Source organism: Streptomyces sp. NPDC046303, assembly GCF_055588085.1.
The window spans coordinates 60,728-74,529 of sequence record NZ_JBVJFA010000024.1 but is presented as its reverse complement, the minus strand read 5'-3'; the positions used below and the strand labels follow the sequence as shown (position 1 = coordinate 74,529).

Annotated in this window: 13 protein-coding genes and 3 tRNA genes; 8 read left to right on the top strand and 8 right to left on the bottom strand. The window is 72.3% G+C overall.

From position 1 onward, the window contains the following. Window positions 1-15: 15 nt before the first annotated feature. The 5 genes from ACZ6I1_RS24245 to purS form a co-directional block, all read right to left on the bottom strand. Complete coding sequence (locus tag ACZ6I1_RS24245) at window positions 16-807, bottom strand: maleylpyruvate isomerase family mycothiol-dependent enzyme (RefSeq protein ID WP_469290411.1); 792 nt, start codon at window positions 805-807, stop codon at window positions 16-18. A gap of 10 nt (window positions 808-817) precedes the next feature. Beyond that, window positions 818-1,198, bottom strand: a complete 381-nt coding sequence (locus tag ACZ6I1_RS24240; protein WP_469290410.1) for a hypothetical protein — start codon at window positions 1,196-1,198, stop codon at window positions 818-820. 125 nt (window positions 1,199-1,323) lie between these two features. After that, complete coding sequence (gene purL, locus ACZ6I1_RS24235; protein WP_469290407.1) at window positions 1,324-3,573, bottom strand: phosphoribosylformylglycinamidine synthase subunit PurL; 2,250 nt, start codon at window positions 3,571-3,573, stop codon at window positions 1,324-1,326. Then, the gene (gene purQ, locus ACZ6I1_RS24230) at window positions 3,570-4,250 is read right to left on the bottom strand and encodes a phosphoribosylformylglycinamidine synthase subunit PurQ (protein ID WP_469290405.1); all 681 of its coding nucleotides are present in this window, start codon (window positions 4,248-4,250) and stop codon (window positions 3,570-3,572) included. The genes purL and purQ overlap by 4 nt, the downstream gene beginning before the upstream one ends. A 2-nt stretch (window positions 4,251-4,252) precedes the next feature. Beyond that, window positions 4,253-4,498, bottom strand: coding sequence for a phosphoribosylformylglycinamidine synthase subunit PurS (gene purS / locus ACZ6I1_RS24225; protein ID WP_030009438.1), 246 nt, complete (start codon window positions 4,496-4,498; stop codon window positions 4,253-4,255). Between the two features lie 326 nt (window positions 4,499-4,824). Between purS and ACZ6I1_RS24220 the strand changes: the two genes are divergently transcribed. The 8 genes from ACZ6I1_RS24220 (at window position 4,825) to ACZ6I1_RS24185 (ending at window position 9,316) form a co-directional block, all read left to right on the top strand. Next, entirely contained in the window at window positions 4,825-5,142 is a 318-nt protein-coding gene (locus tag ACZ6I1_RS24220) for a histone-like nucleoid-structuring protein Lsr2 (RefSeq protein WP_469290403.1), read from the top strand. A gap of 88 nt (window positions 5,143-5,230) precedes the next feature. Beyond that, window positions 5,231-5,302: transfer RNA gene (locus tag ACZ6I1_RS24215), tRNA-Gly, on the top strand. A gap of 79 nt (window positions 5,303-5,381) precedes the next feature. Further along, window positions 5,382-5,457: transfer RNA gene (locus tag ACZ6I1_RS24210), tRNA-Gly, on the top strand. 131 nt (window positions 5,458-5,588) lie between these two features. Continuing rightward, complete coding sequence (locus ACZ6I1_RS24205; protein WP_469290401.1) at window positions 5,589-6,581, top strand: ABC transporter ATP-binding protein; 993 nt, start codon at window positions 5,589-5,591, stop codon at window positions 6,579-6,581. After that, complete coding sequence (locus tag ACZ6I1_RS24200; RefSeq protein ID WP_469290399.1) at window positions 6,578-7,357, top strand: ABC transporter permease; 780 nt, start codon at window positions 6,578-6,580, stop codon at window positions 7,355-7,357. Before ACZ6I1_RS24205 ends, ACZ6I1_RS24200 begins: the two co-directional genes overlap by 4 nt. A 20-nt stretch (window positions 7,358-7,377) precedes the next feature. Continuing rightward, window positions 7,378-8,613 (top strand): sensor histidine kinase, encoded by a 1,236-nt coding sequence (locus ACZ6I1_RS24195; RefSeq protein ID WP_469290397.1) that lies wholly within the window; start codon window positions 7,378-7,380, stop codon window positions 8,611-8,613. Next, a complete protein-coding gene (locus tag ACZ6I1_RS24190; protein ID WP_469290394.1) occupies window positions 8,610-9,221 on the top strand; it encodes a response regulator in 612 nt (203 codons plus the stop codon). Before ACZ6I1_RS24195 ends, ACZ6I1_RS24190 begins: the two co-directional genes overlap by 4 nt. A gap of 22 nt (window positions 9,222-9,243) precedes the next feature. After that, window positions 9,244-9,316: transfer RNA gene (locus tag ACZ6I1_RS24185), tRNA-Gly, on the top strand. A gap of 48 nt (window positions 9,317-9,364) precedes the next feature. Here the strand turns inward: ACZ6I1_RS24185 and ACZ6I1_RS24180 are convergent. From ACZ6I1_RS24180 to ACZ6I1_RS24170, 3 genes are all read right to left on the bottom strand, one after another. After that, window positions 9,365-10,270: a phosphoribosylaminoimidazolesuccinocarboxamide synthase gene (locus ACZ6I1_RS24180; protein ID WP_469290392.1), complete on the bottom strand. Its 906-nt coding sequence runs from the start codon at window positions 10,268-10,270 to the stop codon at window positions 9,365-9,367. A gap of 87 nt (window positions 10,271-10,357) precedes the next feature. Further along, window positions 10,358-11,839 carry a N,N-dimethylformamidase beta subunit family domain-containing protein gene (locus tag ACZ6I1_RS24175; protein ID WP_469290390.1) on the bottom strand — a complete coding sequence of 494 codons (1,482 nt, stop codon included), beginning with the start codon at window positions 11,837-11,839 and terminating at the stop codon, window positions 10,358-10,360. A gap of 185 nt (window positions 11,840-12,024) precedes the next feature. Next, window positions 12,025-13,746: a hypothetical protein gene (locus tag ACZ6I1_RS24170; RefSeq protein ID WP_469290388.1), complete on the bottom strand. Its 1,722-nt coding sequence runs from the start codon at window positions 13,744-13,746 to the stop codon at window positions 12,025-12,027. Between the last annotated feature and the right edge of the window lie 56 nt (window positions 13,747-13,802).

Sequence of the window (13,802 nt, the reverse complement as noted above, 5' to 3'; positions counted from 1 at the left end):
CCCGGGCGGTTCCGCTCAGCTCATCAGGGGCAGCAGCGCGGACAGGTCGGCCCGCTCGCCGCTGGCGCTGACCTGCGCTTCGTCGAGGGCGGTGGCCCAGTCGGTACGGCCCGTCGCGAGCCGGATCCAGGTCAGCGGGTCGGTCTCGACCACGTTGGGCGGGGTACCGCGGGTGTGGCGGGGGCCCTCGATGCACTGGACCACGGCGAACGGCGGGATCCGCACCTCGACCGAACCGCCCGGGGCCTTGAGCGCGAGGGCGTCGGCGAGCAGCCGGGTGCAGGCGGCCAGGGCCTGGCGTTCGATGGGGATCTCCGCTCCGGCGGCCCGGTTCAGGTCGTCGGTGTGGACCACCAGCTCCACGGTCCGGGTGACCAGGAAGTCCGCGAGGGTCATGTCCCCGATCCACAGGTCCAGCACGCGCCCGCCCGAGTTGGCCTCCAGGGCCCGGGCCATGGCGGCGGCCGCCCGGTCGTACAGCTCGGGGAGCGGGGCTCCGGCGAGGGTCTCGCGGGCGGCCTCGGAGATCTTCCCGGCGAGGGAGGAGGTGGCGAAGGGCCATTCGACGGCGGTCAGTTCGGGGACGGCGGCGGGCGGCCGGGCGAGGCCGGCGGCCAGCGAGTCGGCGATCCACGCGATGTGCGCGACGAGCTCGGCGACGGTCCACTCCCCGAGCCCGCTCGGCCGCGCCAGCTGCTCGGGGCTCAACTCCCGGACGGCCCGGGCGACATGCCCGAACTGTGCGGTGACCGCGGCGCGGATCTTGGCGGGGTCGTAGGCGCGCGGCTTCTTCTTGGCGGGCGGCATGGTCCCGACCCTACTCGGGGCCGGGCAGCACGAGCCCGGTGCAGCCGCGCCGCGTCACCGTCTCGGTGGCGTAGGCCTTGAACACCTCGTCGAAGCGGGGGCCGAGCACCCCGTCGTAGCGGAAGGCCACGGTCATGCCGAGCACGGGGGGGCGGCCCTGGCGGGTGGCCGCGGCGTACAGGAGCCGGTCCTCCCGTCCCGCTTGGCCGGAGCGATCACGGTGCCCTTCCCGGCCGCGGAGGAAGGCCGCGTACCAGGCGCAGCTGCCGGTGCCCTGCTCGGCGGGGCCGAGGGTGCGCCCCTGCGCGGGCAGGGTGGCGGGCAGTTCGGGTGCGGTGGCGGCGCAGCCGTTGCGCTCGGCTGCCGTGACGGCCGCCCTGCGGGCCATCACGGCCGGCGCCTTGCGTTCCGGCGACGATGCACAGCAGCACATTGACCGCATTGCACCGTCCGCGACGCCGAGGCCCCGCCCACGGGGTGGACGGGGCCTCGTACGTGCGGAAGCGGAAAGCGGGATCAGGCCAGCAGGGCCGGGATCGTCGCCTCGTGGGCCTCGCGGAGTTCGGCCAGCGGGAGGGTGAACTCGCCCTGCACCTCGATCTCCTCGCCGTCCACCACGCCGATGCGGGCGACCGGCAGGCCGCGCGCACCGCACATGTCGGTGAAGCGGAGCTCCTCGCTGCGCGGGACGGACACGATGGCGCGGCCCGCGGACTCGGAGAACAGGAAGGTGAAGGCGTCCAGGCCCTCCGGGACCACGATCCGCGCACCGTTTCCGCCGCGCAGGCAGGACTCGGTGAGCGCCTGGATCACACCGCCGTCGGACAGGTCGTGCGCGGCGTCGATCATGCCGTCGCGCGAGGCGGAGATCAGGATCTCGGCGAGCAGCTTCTCGCGGCCCAGGTCCACCTTGGGCGGCATGCCGCCGAGGTGGTCGTGGACGACCTGCGACCAGGCCGAGCCGCCGAACTCCTCGGCCGTGTCGCCCAGCAGGTACAGCAGCTGGCCGGCCTCCGAGAACGCCATCGGCGTACGGCGGTTGACGTCGTCGATCACGCCGAGGACCGCCACGACCGGGGTCGGGTGGATGGCGACGTCACCGGTCTGGTTGTAGAGCGAGACGTTGCCGCCGGTCACCGGGGTGCCCAGCTCCAGGCAGCCGTCGGCCAGACCGCGGCAGGCCTCCGCGAACTGCCACATGACGTCCGGGTCCTCGGGGGAGCCGAAGTTCAGGCAGTCGGAGATCGCGAGCGGCTTGGCGCCGGTCGCGGCCACGTTGCGGTAGGACTCGGCCAGTGCCAGCTGCGCGCCCGTGTACGGGTCGAGCTTGGCGTAGCGGCCGTTGCCGTCGGTGGCCATGGCCACGCCGAGGTTGGACTCCTCGTCGATGCGGACCATGCCCGCGTCCTCGGGCTGCGAGAGCACCGTGTTGCCCTGCACGAAGCGGTCGTACTGGTCGGTGACCCACGCCTTGGAGGCCTGGTTCGGGGAGGAGACCAGGGCCAGGACCTGCGCGCGCAGTTCCTCCGAAGTGGCCGGGCGCGGCAGGTTGTTGGCGTCGTCGGCCTGCAGCGCGTCCTGCCAGGAGGGGCGCGCGTACGGGCGGTTGTAGACGGGGCCCTCGTGGGCGACGGTGCCCGGGGGCACGTCCACGATCTGCTCGCCGTGCCAGTAGATCTCCAGGTGGTCGCCGTCGGTCACCTCACCGATGACGGTGGCGATGACGTCCCACTTCTCGCAGATCTCCATGAACCGCTCGACGTGCTGCGGCTCGACGATCGCGCACATGCGCTCCTGCGACTCGCTCATGAGGATTTCCTCGGGCGAGAGCGTCGCGTCGCGCAGCGGCACGGTGTCCAGCTCGACGCGCATGCCGCCGGAGCCGGCGGAGGCGAGCTCGGAGGTGGCGCAGGAGAGCCCGGCGCCGCCGAGGTCCTGGATGCCCGCGACGAGCTTCTCCTTGAAGATCTCCAGGGTGCACTCGATGAGGAGCTTCTCCTGGAAGGGGTCGCCGACCTGGACGGCGGGGCGCTTGGTGGGCTTGGTGTCGTCGAAGGTCTCCGAGGCCAGCACGGAGACGCCGCCGATGCCGTCGCCGCCGGTGCGGGCGCCGTAGAGGATGACCTTGTTGCCGGGGCCGGAGGCCTTGGCGAGGTGGATGTCCTCGTGCTTCATCACGCCGATGCAGCCGGCGTTGACCAGCGGGTTGCCCTGGTAGCACTCGTCGAAGACGACCTCGCCGCCGATGTTGGGCAGGCCCAGGCAGTTGCCGTAGCCGCCGATGCCCGCGACCACGCCCGGCAGGACGCGCTTGGTGTCGGGGTGGTCGGCCGCGCCGAAGCGCAGCGGGTCCACGACGGCGACCGGGCGGGCGCCCATCGCGAGGATGTCGCGGACGATGCCGCCGATGCCGGTGGCCGCACCCTGGTAGGGCTCGATGTACGAGGGGTGGTTGTGCGACTCCACCTTGAAGGTGACGGCGTAGCCCTGGCCGACGTCGACGACGCCGGCGTTCTCGCCGATGCCGACGAGCATGGCGTCGTTCTGCGGGACCTTCTCGCCGAACTGCTTCAGGTGGACCTTGCTGCTCTTGTACGAGCAGTGCTCGGACCACATGACCGAGTACATGGCGAGCTCGGCGCCCGTGGGGCGGCGGCCGAGGATCTCCCGGATGCGGGCGTACTCGTCCTCCTTGAGGCCGAGCTCCTTCCAGGGCTGGGAGGCGTCCGGGGTCTCGGTGGCGTTCTTGACGGTGTCGAGGCTCATGCGCTGACCAGCTTCTTCAGGACCGAGGTGAAGAACGGGAGGCCGTCGGTGCGGCCCGTCCCGATCAGCGGCTCGACCGCGTGCTCGGGGTGGGGCATGAGGCCGACGACGTTGCCCGCGGCGTTGGTGATGCCGGCGATGTCGCGCAGCGAACCGTTCGGGTTGCCGTCCAGGTACCGGAAGGCCACGCGGCCTTCGGCCTCCAGTTCGTCGAGCGTGCGCTCGTCGGCGGTGTAGCGGCCGTCCATGTTCTTGAGCGGTACGGAGATCTCCTGGCCGGCGGTGTAGTCACCGGTCCACGAGGTCCCCGCGTTCTCCACGCGCAGCTTCTGCTCGCGGCAGATGAAGTGCAGGTGGTTGTTGCGGAGCATCGCCCCCGGCAGCAGGTGGGCCTCGGTGAGGACCTGGAAGCCGTTGCAGATGCCGAGGACGGGCATGCCGCCCTTGGCCTGCTCGATGATGGTGTCCATCACCGGCGAGAACCGGGAGATGGCTCCGGCGCGCAGGTAGTCCCCGTAGGAGAAGCCGCCCGCGAGGACGACCGCGTCGACCTGGTGCAGGTCCTTGTCGCGGTGCCAGAGCGAAACCGGCTCGGCCCCCGCGAGGCGGATGGCGCGCAGTGAGTCACGGTCGTCGAGCGTTCCGGGGAACGTGACGACTCCGATGCGAGTGGTCACCGTCAGGCCTCGACCTTCACGGTGAAGTCTTCGATGACGGTGTTGGCGAGGAAGGTCTCGGCCATCTTGTGGATGCGGTCGAGGGCGGCCTGGTCGACCGGTCCCTCCACCTCGAGCTCGAAACGCTTCCCCTGGCGGACGTCGGCGATCCCTTCGAAGCCCAGGCGCGGCAGTGCACGCTGCACCGCCTGGCCCTGGGGGTCGAGGATCTCCGGCTTGAGCATGACGTCGACTACGACGCGTGCCATCGGGCACTCCCGTGTGTGGTTGGTGCGAAGGCGGTTCCCTCAGCGTACCCGGCCGAAATTTCTACGCGGGTAGATATCCCGGAACCGCGATCACCGGGCCGTTTCGCCTTCACCAACGCTTCGCAAAATCCGCCGGAAAACCTCGTGCCCGGGATTGCGGCGGGACACGCGGAGAGAATTAACTGGGCTTCGCAATGCAATGGGAATCGGGGTACAAAGGAATCACCCGGGATTCCGGTTGAATGATGCATTGCCCCGAAACATCCACACAGTCGACATCGCCCCACGTCAGCCGGTGGCGGCGTCGCACGAAGGGACCGATATCCGTGGCGCAGCGCGTAGTAGTCACGCTCTCCGACGACATCGATGGCGGAGAAGCGGCGGAAACGGTCGTGTTCGCTCTGGACGGAAAGTCGTACGAGATCGACCTCAATGCGGCCAACGCAAAGAAACTGCGGAAGGGCCTCGCACCCTTCGTGGCCGCCGGGCGCCGCCAGTCGCGCTCGGGGAAGACCTTCAAGCACACGTCCATCGCACCCGACCCGGCGGTCGTCCGGGCCTGGGCCCGGTCCAACCAGTACGAGGTGCCGCCCCGCGGCCGCATCCCCAAGAAGATCTACGAGGCCTACAACGCCGCGCACTGAGGGCCGATTTGCCATCCACCCCCCTCCGTCGGCTAGTGTGTGGATCACGCCGAGGGGCCAGACCGCAGGTCAGAGCCTCGAAGGTCGTGCGGGTGTAGTTCAGTAGCAGAACATCCTCCTTCCAGGAGGAAGGCGCAGTGTGCGATCCCTGTCACCCGCTCTGCATCGGTTTACCGACCACCACGGTGGATCAGGTAGAGTGATGTACGCATTGTTCACGCAGTGCACGCAGTAAACCTGCGGACGTAGCTCAGTTGGTAGAGCACCACCTTGCCAAGGTGGATGTCGCGCGTTCGAGTCGCGTCGTCCGCTCCACAGGGAGAAGGCCCCGGTCATCACGACCGGGGCCTTCTTCGTGTTCCCTTGTCCCGAGCGCTGACAAATGTCATCGCGTGTCATGACAGCGCGCACTGCCCCGGCCGCCCCGGCGCCGTGAGGCTGGAGTCATGACTGACACCGTGATCGACGTCGCAGAGCTGCGCCGCAGCTACGCCGGCGGCTTCGAAGCCGTACGGGGCGTCTCCTTCTCCGTGGCCCGCGGCGAGATATTCGCCCTGCTCGGGACCAACGGGGCCGGGAAGACCTCCACCGTCGAACTGCTGGAGGGGCTGGCCGCGCCGAGCGGTGGGCAGGTCCGCGTCTTCGGGCTCGACCCGTACGCGCGGCGGGCCGAGGTCCGCCCGCGCACCGGGGTCATGCTCCAGGAGGGCGGATTCCCCTCGGACCTCTCGGTCGCCGAGACCGTGCGGATGTGGAGCGGGGTCACCACCGGCGCCCGGCCCGCGGCGGAGGTGCTGGAGCTGGTGGGCCTGGACGCGCGCGCCTCCGTACGGGTCACCCAGCTGTCCGGCGGTGAACGGCGGCGCCTCGACCTGGCGCTGGCCCTGCTGGGGCGGCCCGAGGTGCTGTTCCTGGACGAGCCGACCACCGGCATGGATCCCGAAGGCCGCCGGGACACCTGGGCGCTGGTACGGGACCTGCGGGACCGGGGGACCACGGTGGTGCTCACGACGCACTACCTGGAGGAGGCCGAGGAGCTCGCCGACCGGCTGGCGATCCTGCACGAGGGGGAGATCGTGCTGTCCGGCACCCCGGCCGAGGTGACCGCCACCCGTCCCGCCCGGATCCGCTGCACGCTGCCGGACGGGGTGCCGGCGGCCCGGCTCCCGCTGTCGCTGCACGCGGCGGCCTACGGGCAGCGCGTGGAGATCCGTACCGGGCGGCTCCAGGAGTCGCTGACCGAACTGCTGCGGTGGGCCCATGACTCCGGGGTGGTGCTGGACCGGCTCGAGGCCCGGTCCGGCTCCCTGGAGGAAGCCTTCCTGGAGATCGCGCAGGGCCGCCGCAGCGAACCCGCGGACACCGCGTTCACCCCGGACACCGCGGACGGGGCCGGCCCGGCCGGTCCGGCCCGCGCACCAGCAGGAGCCGCCCGATGACCCCGGCCCTGGTCCCCGTCCCGACCCTGAACCGCGGCCGGCTCACCGCGCTCGGACGCAGCGAGCTCACCCTGCTCGTGCGCAACCGGGCGGCGCTGAGCGTGGCCCTGCTGATGCCGCTCCTGATGGTGCTCGTGCTGCGCTCCGTCCTGGACGGGGCGCAGGGTGCGGCAGCCGTCGGCGAGGCCACGCTGACCGGCGGGATCGGCATGGTGCTGCTCCTCGTCGTGTACATGAACCTGGTCTCCGCGTACGTGGCCCGGCGCGAGGAGCTCGTACTCAAGCGGCTGCGCACCGGCGAGGCGACCGACCTGGAGATCCTGGCCGGGACCGCGCTGCCGTCCGCCGCCCTCGCCATCGGCCAGATCGCCGTCCTCGCGGTCGCCGGGGCCGCCGCCCTGGACGTGCGGATGCCGCGCGACCCGCTGCTGCTCGTCCCCGCGGTCCTCGCCGGGATCGTGCTGCTGGCCGGGATGTCCGCGCTGACCAGCACCGTCACCCGCACCGTGGAGAGCGCGGGCCTCACCACGCTGCCGCTGTTCCTGCTGACCGCGCTCGGCTCGGGGCTCTTCGTACCGCTGGACACCCTGCCGGAGGCGGCGGCCCGGGTGTGCGAACTGCTGCCGCTCAGCGGGGTGATGACCCTGGTGCGGGCCGGCTGGAGCGGTGGCGCGCAGGCCCACGACCTGCTGGGGGCGGCGCTCACCACGCTGGCCTGGGTCATGATCACCGTGTTTGCTGTGCAGAAGTGGTTCCGCTGGGAACCGCGCCGCTAGAGAGCCGGGGGGACGGGACCGTGTCGAAACTGACCGGGTGGTGGAAGAACCGCAACAGCGCGGAGAAGGTCGAGCTGTACTGCCGCTGGTCGTGCCACCTCTTCATCCTCATCGAGATCTTCTCGTTCGGGCTGCTCCCGGTGGCGGTCGAGGCCGCCGAGCGGCCCGTGGTGGCCCTGGCCCTCTCCCTGCTGGTGTGCGGGCACGCGGTGATGTGCGGGGTGGTCTACTCGCGGGCGATGGACTGGGCCGTCGGCCGGCGCGAGCGTCCGGCCCGGCTCTCGGCCACCATCGCCGTGCTGACGGCGGTCTTCGCCGTGACGGTGCTCGCCCTGCGCGCCTACGGGGGGCTCTCCGATCCGGCGGTGGCCCCGCAACTGGTCGGCGGAGTGGTCGGCTTCGGGAGCGGGGCCCTGGTGATGTGCCTGCCCTCGGTACGGCAGATGCGGTACGTCGGGCCGGCCTTCGCGGGCGGCACGGGGCTGGTGGTGCTCGCGCTCGGACTGTCGGCCGGAGAGGCCCTCGGGTACGCGGTCGGCGTGCTGATCACCGCCCTCTTCTTCTCGCTGGCCTGCGGTTTCACGATCTGGCTGATCAAGACCGTCTGGGAGCTGGACCGCTCCCGCGAGGCCCAGTCCCGGCTGGCGGTCGCCGAGGAGCGGCTGCGCTTCGGCCGGGACCTGCACGACGTGATGGGCCGCAATCTGGCGGTGATCGCGCTCAAGAGCGAGCTGGCGGTCCAGCTGGCGCGGCGCGAACGCCCGGAGGCGGTGGACCAGATGATCGAGGTGCAGCGCATCGCCCAGGAGTCCCAGCGAGAGGTGCGGGACGTCGTGCGCGGCTACCGGGAGGCGGACCTCGCGGTGGAGCTGGAAGGGGCGCGCGGGGTGCTGAGCGCGGCCGGAATGGACTGCCGGGTCGACGTCGAGGCCGGGCGGGTGCTGCCCTCCGAGGTGCAGTCGGCGCTCGGCTGGGTGGTGCGCGAGGCGACCACCAACGTGCTGCGGCACGGGGACGCGCAGAACTGCGTGATACGGCTGACGGCGCCGGAGGCGGGAGCCGTGACGCTGGTGGTGGAGAACGACGGGGCGCCCGAATGTCCCGCCGGGCCGCCCGGATCGGGGCTCGCCGGGCTCCGGGAGCGGCTCGCGGTCCTGGACGGAACCCTGCAGGCCGGACCGGCGGCTGGCGGCCGGTTCCGGCTGCTCGCCGAGATCCCGAGTGCACACGTGCAAGGACTGGAGGTGCGGGCGTGAGCCCCGTACGCGTACTGCTCGCCGACGACGAACACCTGATCCGCGGGGCGCTGGCCGCCCTGCTGGCCCTGGAGGACGACCTGCTGGTCGTCGCCGAGGCGGCCTCGGGGCCCGAGGCGCTGGCGATGGCGCGGGCGCACCGGCCGGACGTGGCGGTGCTGGACCTCCAGATGCCGGGGGCGGACGGTGTGAGTGTCGCCACATCGCTGCGGGCCGAACTCCCCGACTGCAAGAGCATGATCGTGACCAGTCACGGCCGTCCGGGACACCTGAAGCGGGCCCTGGCGGCGGGGGTGCGGGCCTTCGCGCCGAAGACCGTCTCGGCGCAGCGGCTGGCCGAGCTGATCCGGACCGTGCACGCCGGAGGGCGTTATGTGGACCCGGAGTTGGCGGCCGACGCGATCAGTGCGGGGGACTCTCCGCTGACCGCCCGGGAGGCCGAGGTCCTGGAGTTCGCGGCCGACGGGGCGCCGGTCGCGGAGATCGCGGAGCGGGCCCGGCTCTCGCAGGGGACCGTACGGAACTACCTGTCCTCGGCGGCGACGAAGCTCGGGGCCGAGAACCGGCACACGGCAGTGCGTCTCGCACGGGAGCGAGGTTGGGTATAGTAGGTCTCGCCTTACGGCGCCTGCGGACATAGCTCAGTTGGTAGAGCACCACCTTGCCAAGGTGGATGTCGCGCGTTCGAGTCGCGTTGTCCGCTCAGCAGTGAAGAAGCCCCCGGTCCTCGGACCGGGGGCTTCTTCCGTTGTCAGGACCAGTTCTGGCCGGTGAGCCGCTCGTAGGCCTCGACGTACTTGGCGCGGGTCTGCTCGACGACCTCCTGCGGGAGGGCCGGCGGCGGGAGTTCGCCCTTCCGGTCCCAGCCGGAGGCCGGGGAGGACAGCCAGTCGCGGACGTACTGCTTGTCGAAGGACGGCTGCGCGTGGCCCGGCTCCCACAGGTCGGCCGGCCAGAAGCGCGAGGAGTCCGGTGTCAGCACCTCGTCGGCGGCGACCAGCGTGCCGTCCTTCGGGTCGAAGCCGAACTCGAACTTGGTGTCCGCCAGGATGATCCCGCGCTCGCGGGCGATGTCCCGGGCGCGGCCGTACACGGCCAGGGTCGTCTGGCGCAGCAGGGCGGCCGTCTCGGCGCCCGCGGTGCGCGCGACCTCCTCGTAGGTGACGTTCTCGTCGTGCTCGCCGACCGCGGCCTTGGCCGCCGGGGTGAAGATCGGGGCGGGCAGCTCGGAGCCGTCCACGAGGCCTTCGGGGAGGGCGAGGCCGCAGACCGTACGGGTCTGCTCGTACTCGGCGAGGCCGGAGCCGGTCAGGTAGCCGCGGGCCACGCACTCGACGGGGATCATGTCGAGGTTGCGGCAGATCAGGGTGCGGCCCGCCCAGTCGGCGGGGGCGCCGGCGGGCAGGTCGGTGGAGATGACGTGGTTCGGGACGAGGTCCGCGAGCTGGTCGAACCACCACAGGGAGAGCTGCGTCAGCACGCGGCCCTTGTCCGGGATCTCGGTGGGCAGCACCCAGTCGAAGGCGGACATGCGGTCGCTGGCGACCATGACGAGGCGGTCGTCCTGGTCGCGGTAGAGGTCGCGGACCTTGCCGGTGTGGAGGTGGACGAGGCCGGGAACCTCAACCGGCTCGGGCTTTTCGACGAATCCGGACACGGGGTCTCCCTGTGGGTCTGTACAAGCGCAAACCCATTCTCCCGTACGCGGTCGCCCGCTCGGGCAGGCGGGGGTGTCGTGCGGGTCTCAGTCCCGCTTGCAGATCCGGTCGAGGAGGTTGGCGGTCGCGCGCTGTACCCGCTCGTCGACGTGGCCGGGGCGGTCGAGCGCCGGGGACCAGGCGAAGGTGCCGGACGCGAAGACCAGGGCTCCGCTGGGCGCGCGGTAGAGCGAGGTCTCCTGGTGGCGGCGGTGGCCCTCGCTGTCGAGGTAGGGGGAGTGCGCGAGCAGGATCCGGTCCTGGTGCGCGGGGAGCTGGGTGCGCGGGAAGTACCGGTCGGCCTCGCCGGCGACCAGGCCGGGCAGTTCGTCGTTCTCGCCGGCGCCGGTGGAGTCCCAGAGCCAGTGCGTGGCGTTGCGCACGATCAGCGGCGCGGGCTCGGGGACCCGTCCCGCGTACTGGATGCCGAGCAGTTGCTGCTCCGGGCGGTCGACCTCGCGCCAGAGGCTGGGGCGGCCCGGGCCGCGGCGTTTTCGGCAGGTCAGGAGCCGGTCCTCGACCCCGGAGGGGGAGGGTCCGAGCTCGACCTGCCAGTACATGGTGTTGGCGGAGAGGAAGACGAGGGAGGTGCCGTGGTCGCGGGCGCGTTCGACGGTGCGGCGCATGGGGACGGACCAGTACTCGTCGTGGCCGGGGAAGACCAGGCCGCGGTAGCGGGTGGGGTCGATGCGGCCGGCGTGCAGGTCGCGGGTGTCGGCGTAGGCGAGGTCGTAGCCGTAGCGCTCGGCCCAGCGGATGAAGTCGTAGGCGTGGCCCACGTGCAGGGGCAGGCCCGCGCCCGCGTAGGGGCGGTCGAAGGAGACGGTGTGCGCCGCGTCCTGCTCGCCGAGCAGCCGGCCGTCCTCGTCCCAGGCGTGGTAGAGGCTGGCGCCGGTGCGGCCGTCCTCCGGATAGAGGTTGTAGGCCTGCCAGGTGATGTCGGGGAGCAGGAGCAGGAGGTCGGCGGGGTGCTCGTCGCGGACCGTGAAGGGGATGTGGGAGCGGTAGCCGTCGGCGGTGGTGAGGACGGCCACGTACGCCCCGATGCTCCAGTAGGACGGGACCTGGAGGCGCCAGGACAGCCACCAGTGGTGGCAGGAGACGGTGCGGTCGGCGGCGAGCGGGGCCGGCTGGACGATGCCGGAGAGCCGGGGGCTGGTGGTGATCTTCGATGCGCCGTCGCCGCCGTAGTGGCCGATGCGGTAGACGTCGACGGAGAACTGCTGGGGCGGGTCGACGGTGATGTGGAAGTCGATCGCCTCGCCGGGGGCCACGGCTCCGGTGGAGGCGAAGCCCTTGATCTGGCGGTGCACGTCGTCGGCCGTGCGGGGGCCGCCGGTGCCGCCGCGGGTGCGCGGGAGCTGGCCGGGGGCGAGCGCGGGGTCCACGTACCAGGGGACGACCTGGCCGGTGTCGTCGAAGTAGAGCTCACTGCCCCGGAACCAGGGCAGGGGGCCCTGTCCGAAGGGGTCGTTCACCGCGTGCGCGAGCGCACCTGACTCCCAACGCCGGATCTGGTCCGCACCCATAACCGCTCCCCTCCCTCGCTCCCCCGAACGGGCATGCAATCGAGCCGGTCCCAGCACATCACATAACGCACGCAGTCCGTCACCGTTCGTCGCGAATTGACGTGATCGGAACCTAAGGATCCGGTTGTGTGTGCGATCCGTAGCGCGTCAGGGGAGGTGGGGGGCGGGGCCCTGGGGCGCGTACGTCAGACGAGGCGGACGGGCTTCTCGGGGCGGACGCCGAGGTCCGCGAGCCAGTCACGCAGGGGCTCCGGGTCGCCGTCCTCGACCAGGCTCAGCACGCGGGGCGCGAGGTCGGAGCGGCGGGCGCCGCCCACGAGCAGGACGGGGCCGTCGAGCCAGTCCAGGCCGGGTGCGGCCCCGGCCGAGTCGACCGCCGCGCAGCACACCATCGCCGTGACGTGGTCCGCCAGCAGGTCGCGGCCGCTGCGCGGCGGCTGGAGCGGGAACAGCGGTACGGCGTCCGCTCCGCGCGCCTTCCCGGCCGAGGGGTGCGCGGCACCGGCGGCACGCTCCTCGCGGGCCAGGTCGCCGCTGAGCCGTCCGGCCAGCGCCTCCCCGGCGGCGCCCGTGCCGGAGGGGTCGGCGAGATAGCTCAGCACCCGCTCCAGCGTGGGCCCGGCGAAGCCGTCCACGGCGGGGGTGGGGGTGGGGGCGGGCGCGGAGACGGAGGTCGCGGGGCCGGAGGTCGCGGGGCCGGAGGTCGCGGGCGGCGCGGCGGCGACGGTCAGGGCGTCCAGCGCCGTGTGCAGGCGGGCCGCCTCCGTGCGCCATGTGCGGTCCACGACCTCTTCCGGATACGCCGCCCAGTCCACCGGGGACCATTCCGGCCCGGTTTCGGCGGGACCGCCGTGGAAGAGCCGCGCGGCCAGCAGCGAAGCCGCCTCGTCGACCGCGCCCGGCTGCTCCAGCAGGTCGCAGGCGGGGCGCTCGCCGAGGCGGGAGGTGAACCCGTCGGCGAGCCGGTCCCGGCGGGACAGCTCGGTCAGTGCGGAGACCACCCCGGCATCGAGGTGCGCGGGCCAGCGGCCCATCCGCCAGGCGGGCAGCGCGACCCGGGTCAGCAGCCGGTCCCAGCCCGCATAGGCGAGGCCGACCTGTTCCTGGGCGACGATGCGCAGTCCGTAATCCACACCCTGTGCACGGTCCGAGGCGGCCGCGGCCACTCCGCGCTCCATCTCGGCGGCATCCACCCGGCACAGTCTCAGCAGGAGCCGGGCGCCTCCGGCGATCCAGCCGAGGCCACGCCGGCCGCCCACGTCCACGGCGGCGTCCAGACCCCGTACAAAGCCGCGTGCGTCGGCTATGTCGGGGTGCGCGGAGGGTCCCGTACCGGCGACGACCGGGGCGAGCACGGCGCGCAGCTCGGCGACCCGCATCCACCACAGGAACGGCGATCCGATGACCAGCACGGGGGCGGCGCCGGGCTCGGACTCCGGACCGGCACGTCCGGCTATGCCGGCGGATGTGCGTCCGCCGCCGCGGCGGTGGGCCGCGTGGGTGCGGTCCTCGAGCCAGCTGTCGCAGTCCGGGGTCAGCGCTATCGCGGAGGGCGCCGGGACGTTCATCCGGTCGGCCAGGTCCCGCACCAGCCGGTAGAGGTCGGGGGCGGCGGCCTCGGACAGCGGCACCGTCGGCGTCACGGCGGGGCTCGCCCGCAGCACCACGGCGGCGAAGATCCCGCCGACGAGCAGCACCAGCGCGGCGACCGCGCAGACGGCGAGGGTCACGGCGGGCCAGGGGTCGGCAGCCAGCCGGCCCGTCATCCGGGCGGCGACCAGCACCACCGCGAGCGCGGCGGGCAGCAGCGCGACGGCCAGGGCCCTGCTGCGAACGCGCAGCACGGCCAGGGCGCGGGAACGCGCGGACGGCACGCCCACTTCCATGATCGAACCGGTTCCGGACACGGCCGGACCTCACCCCCTCTGCCCTGCGGCGGCTTTGCTCACTCCCCCACTGTGAC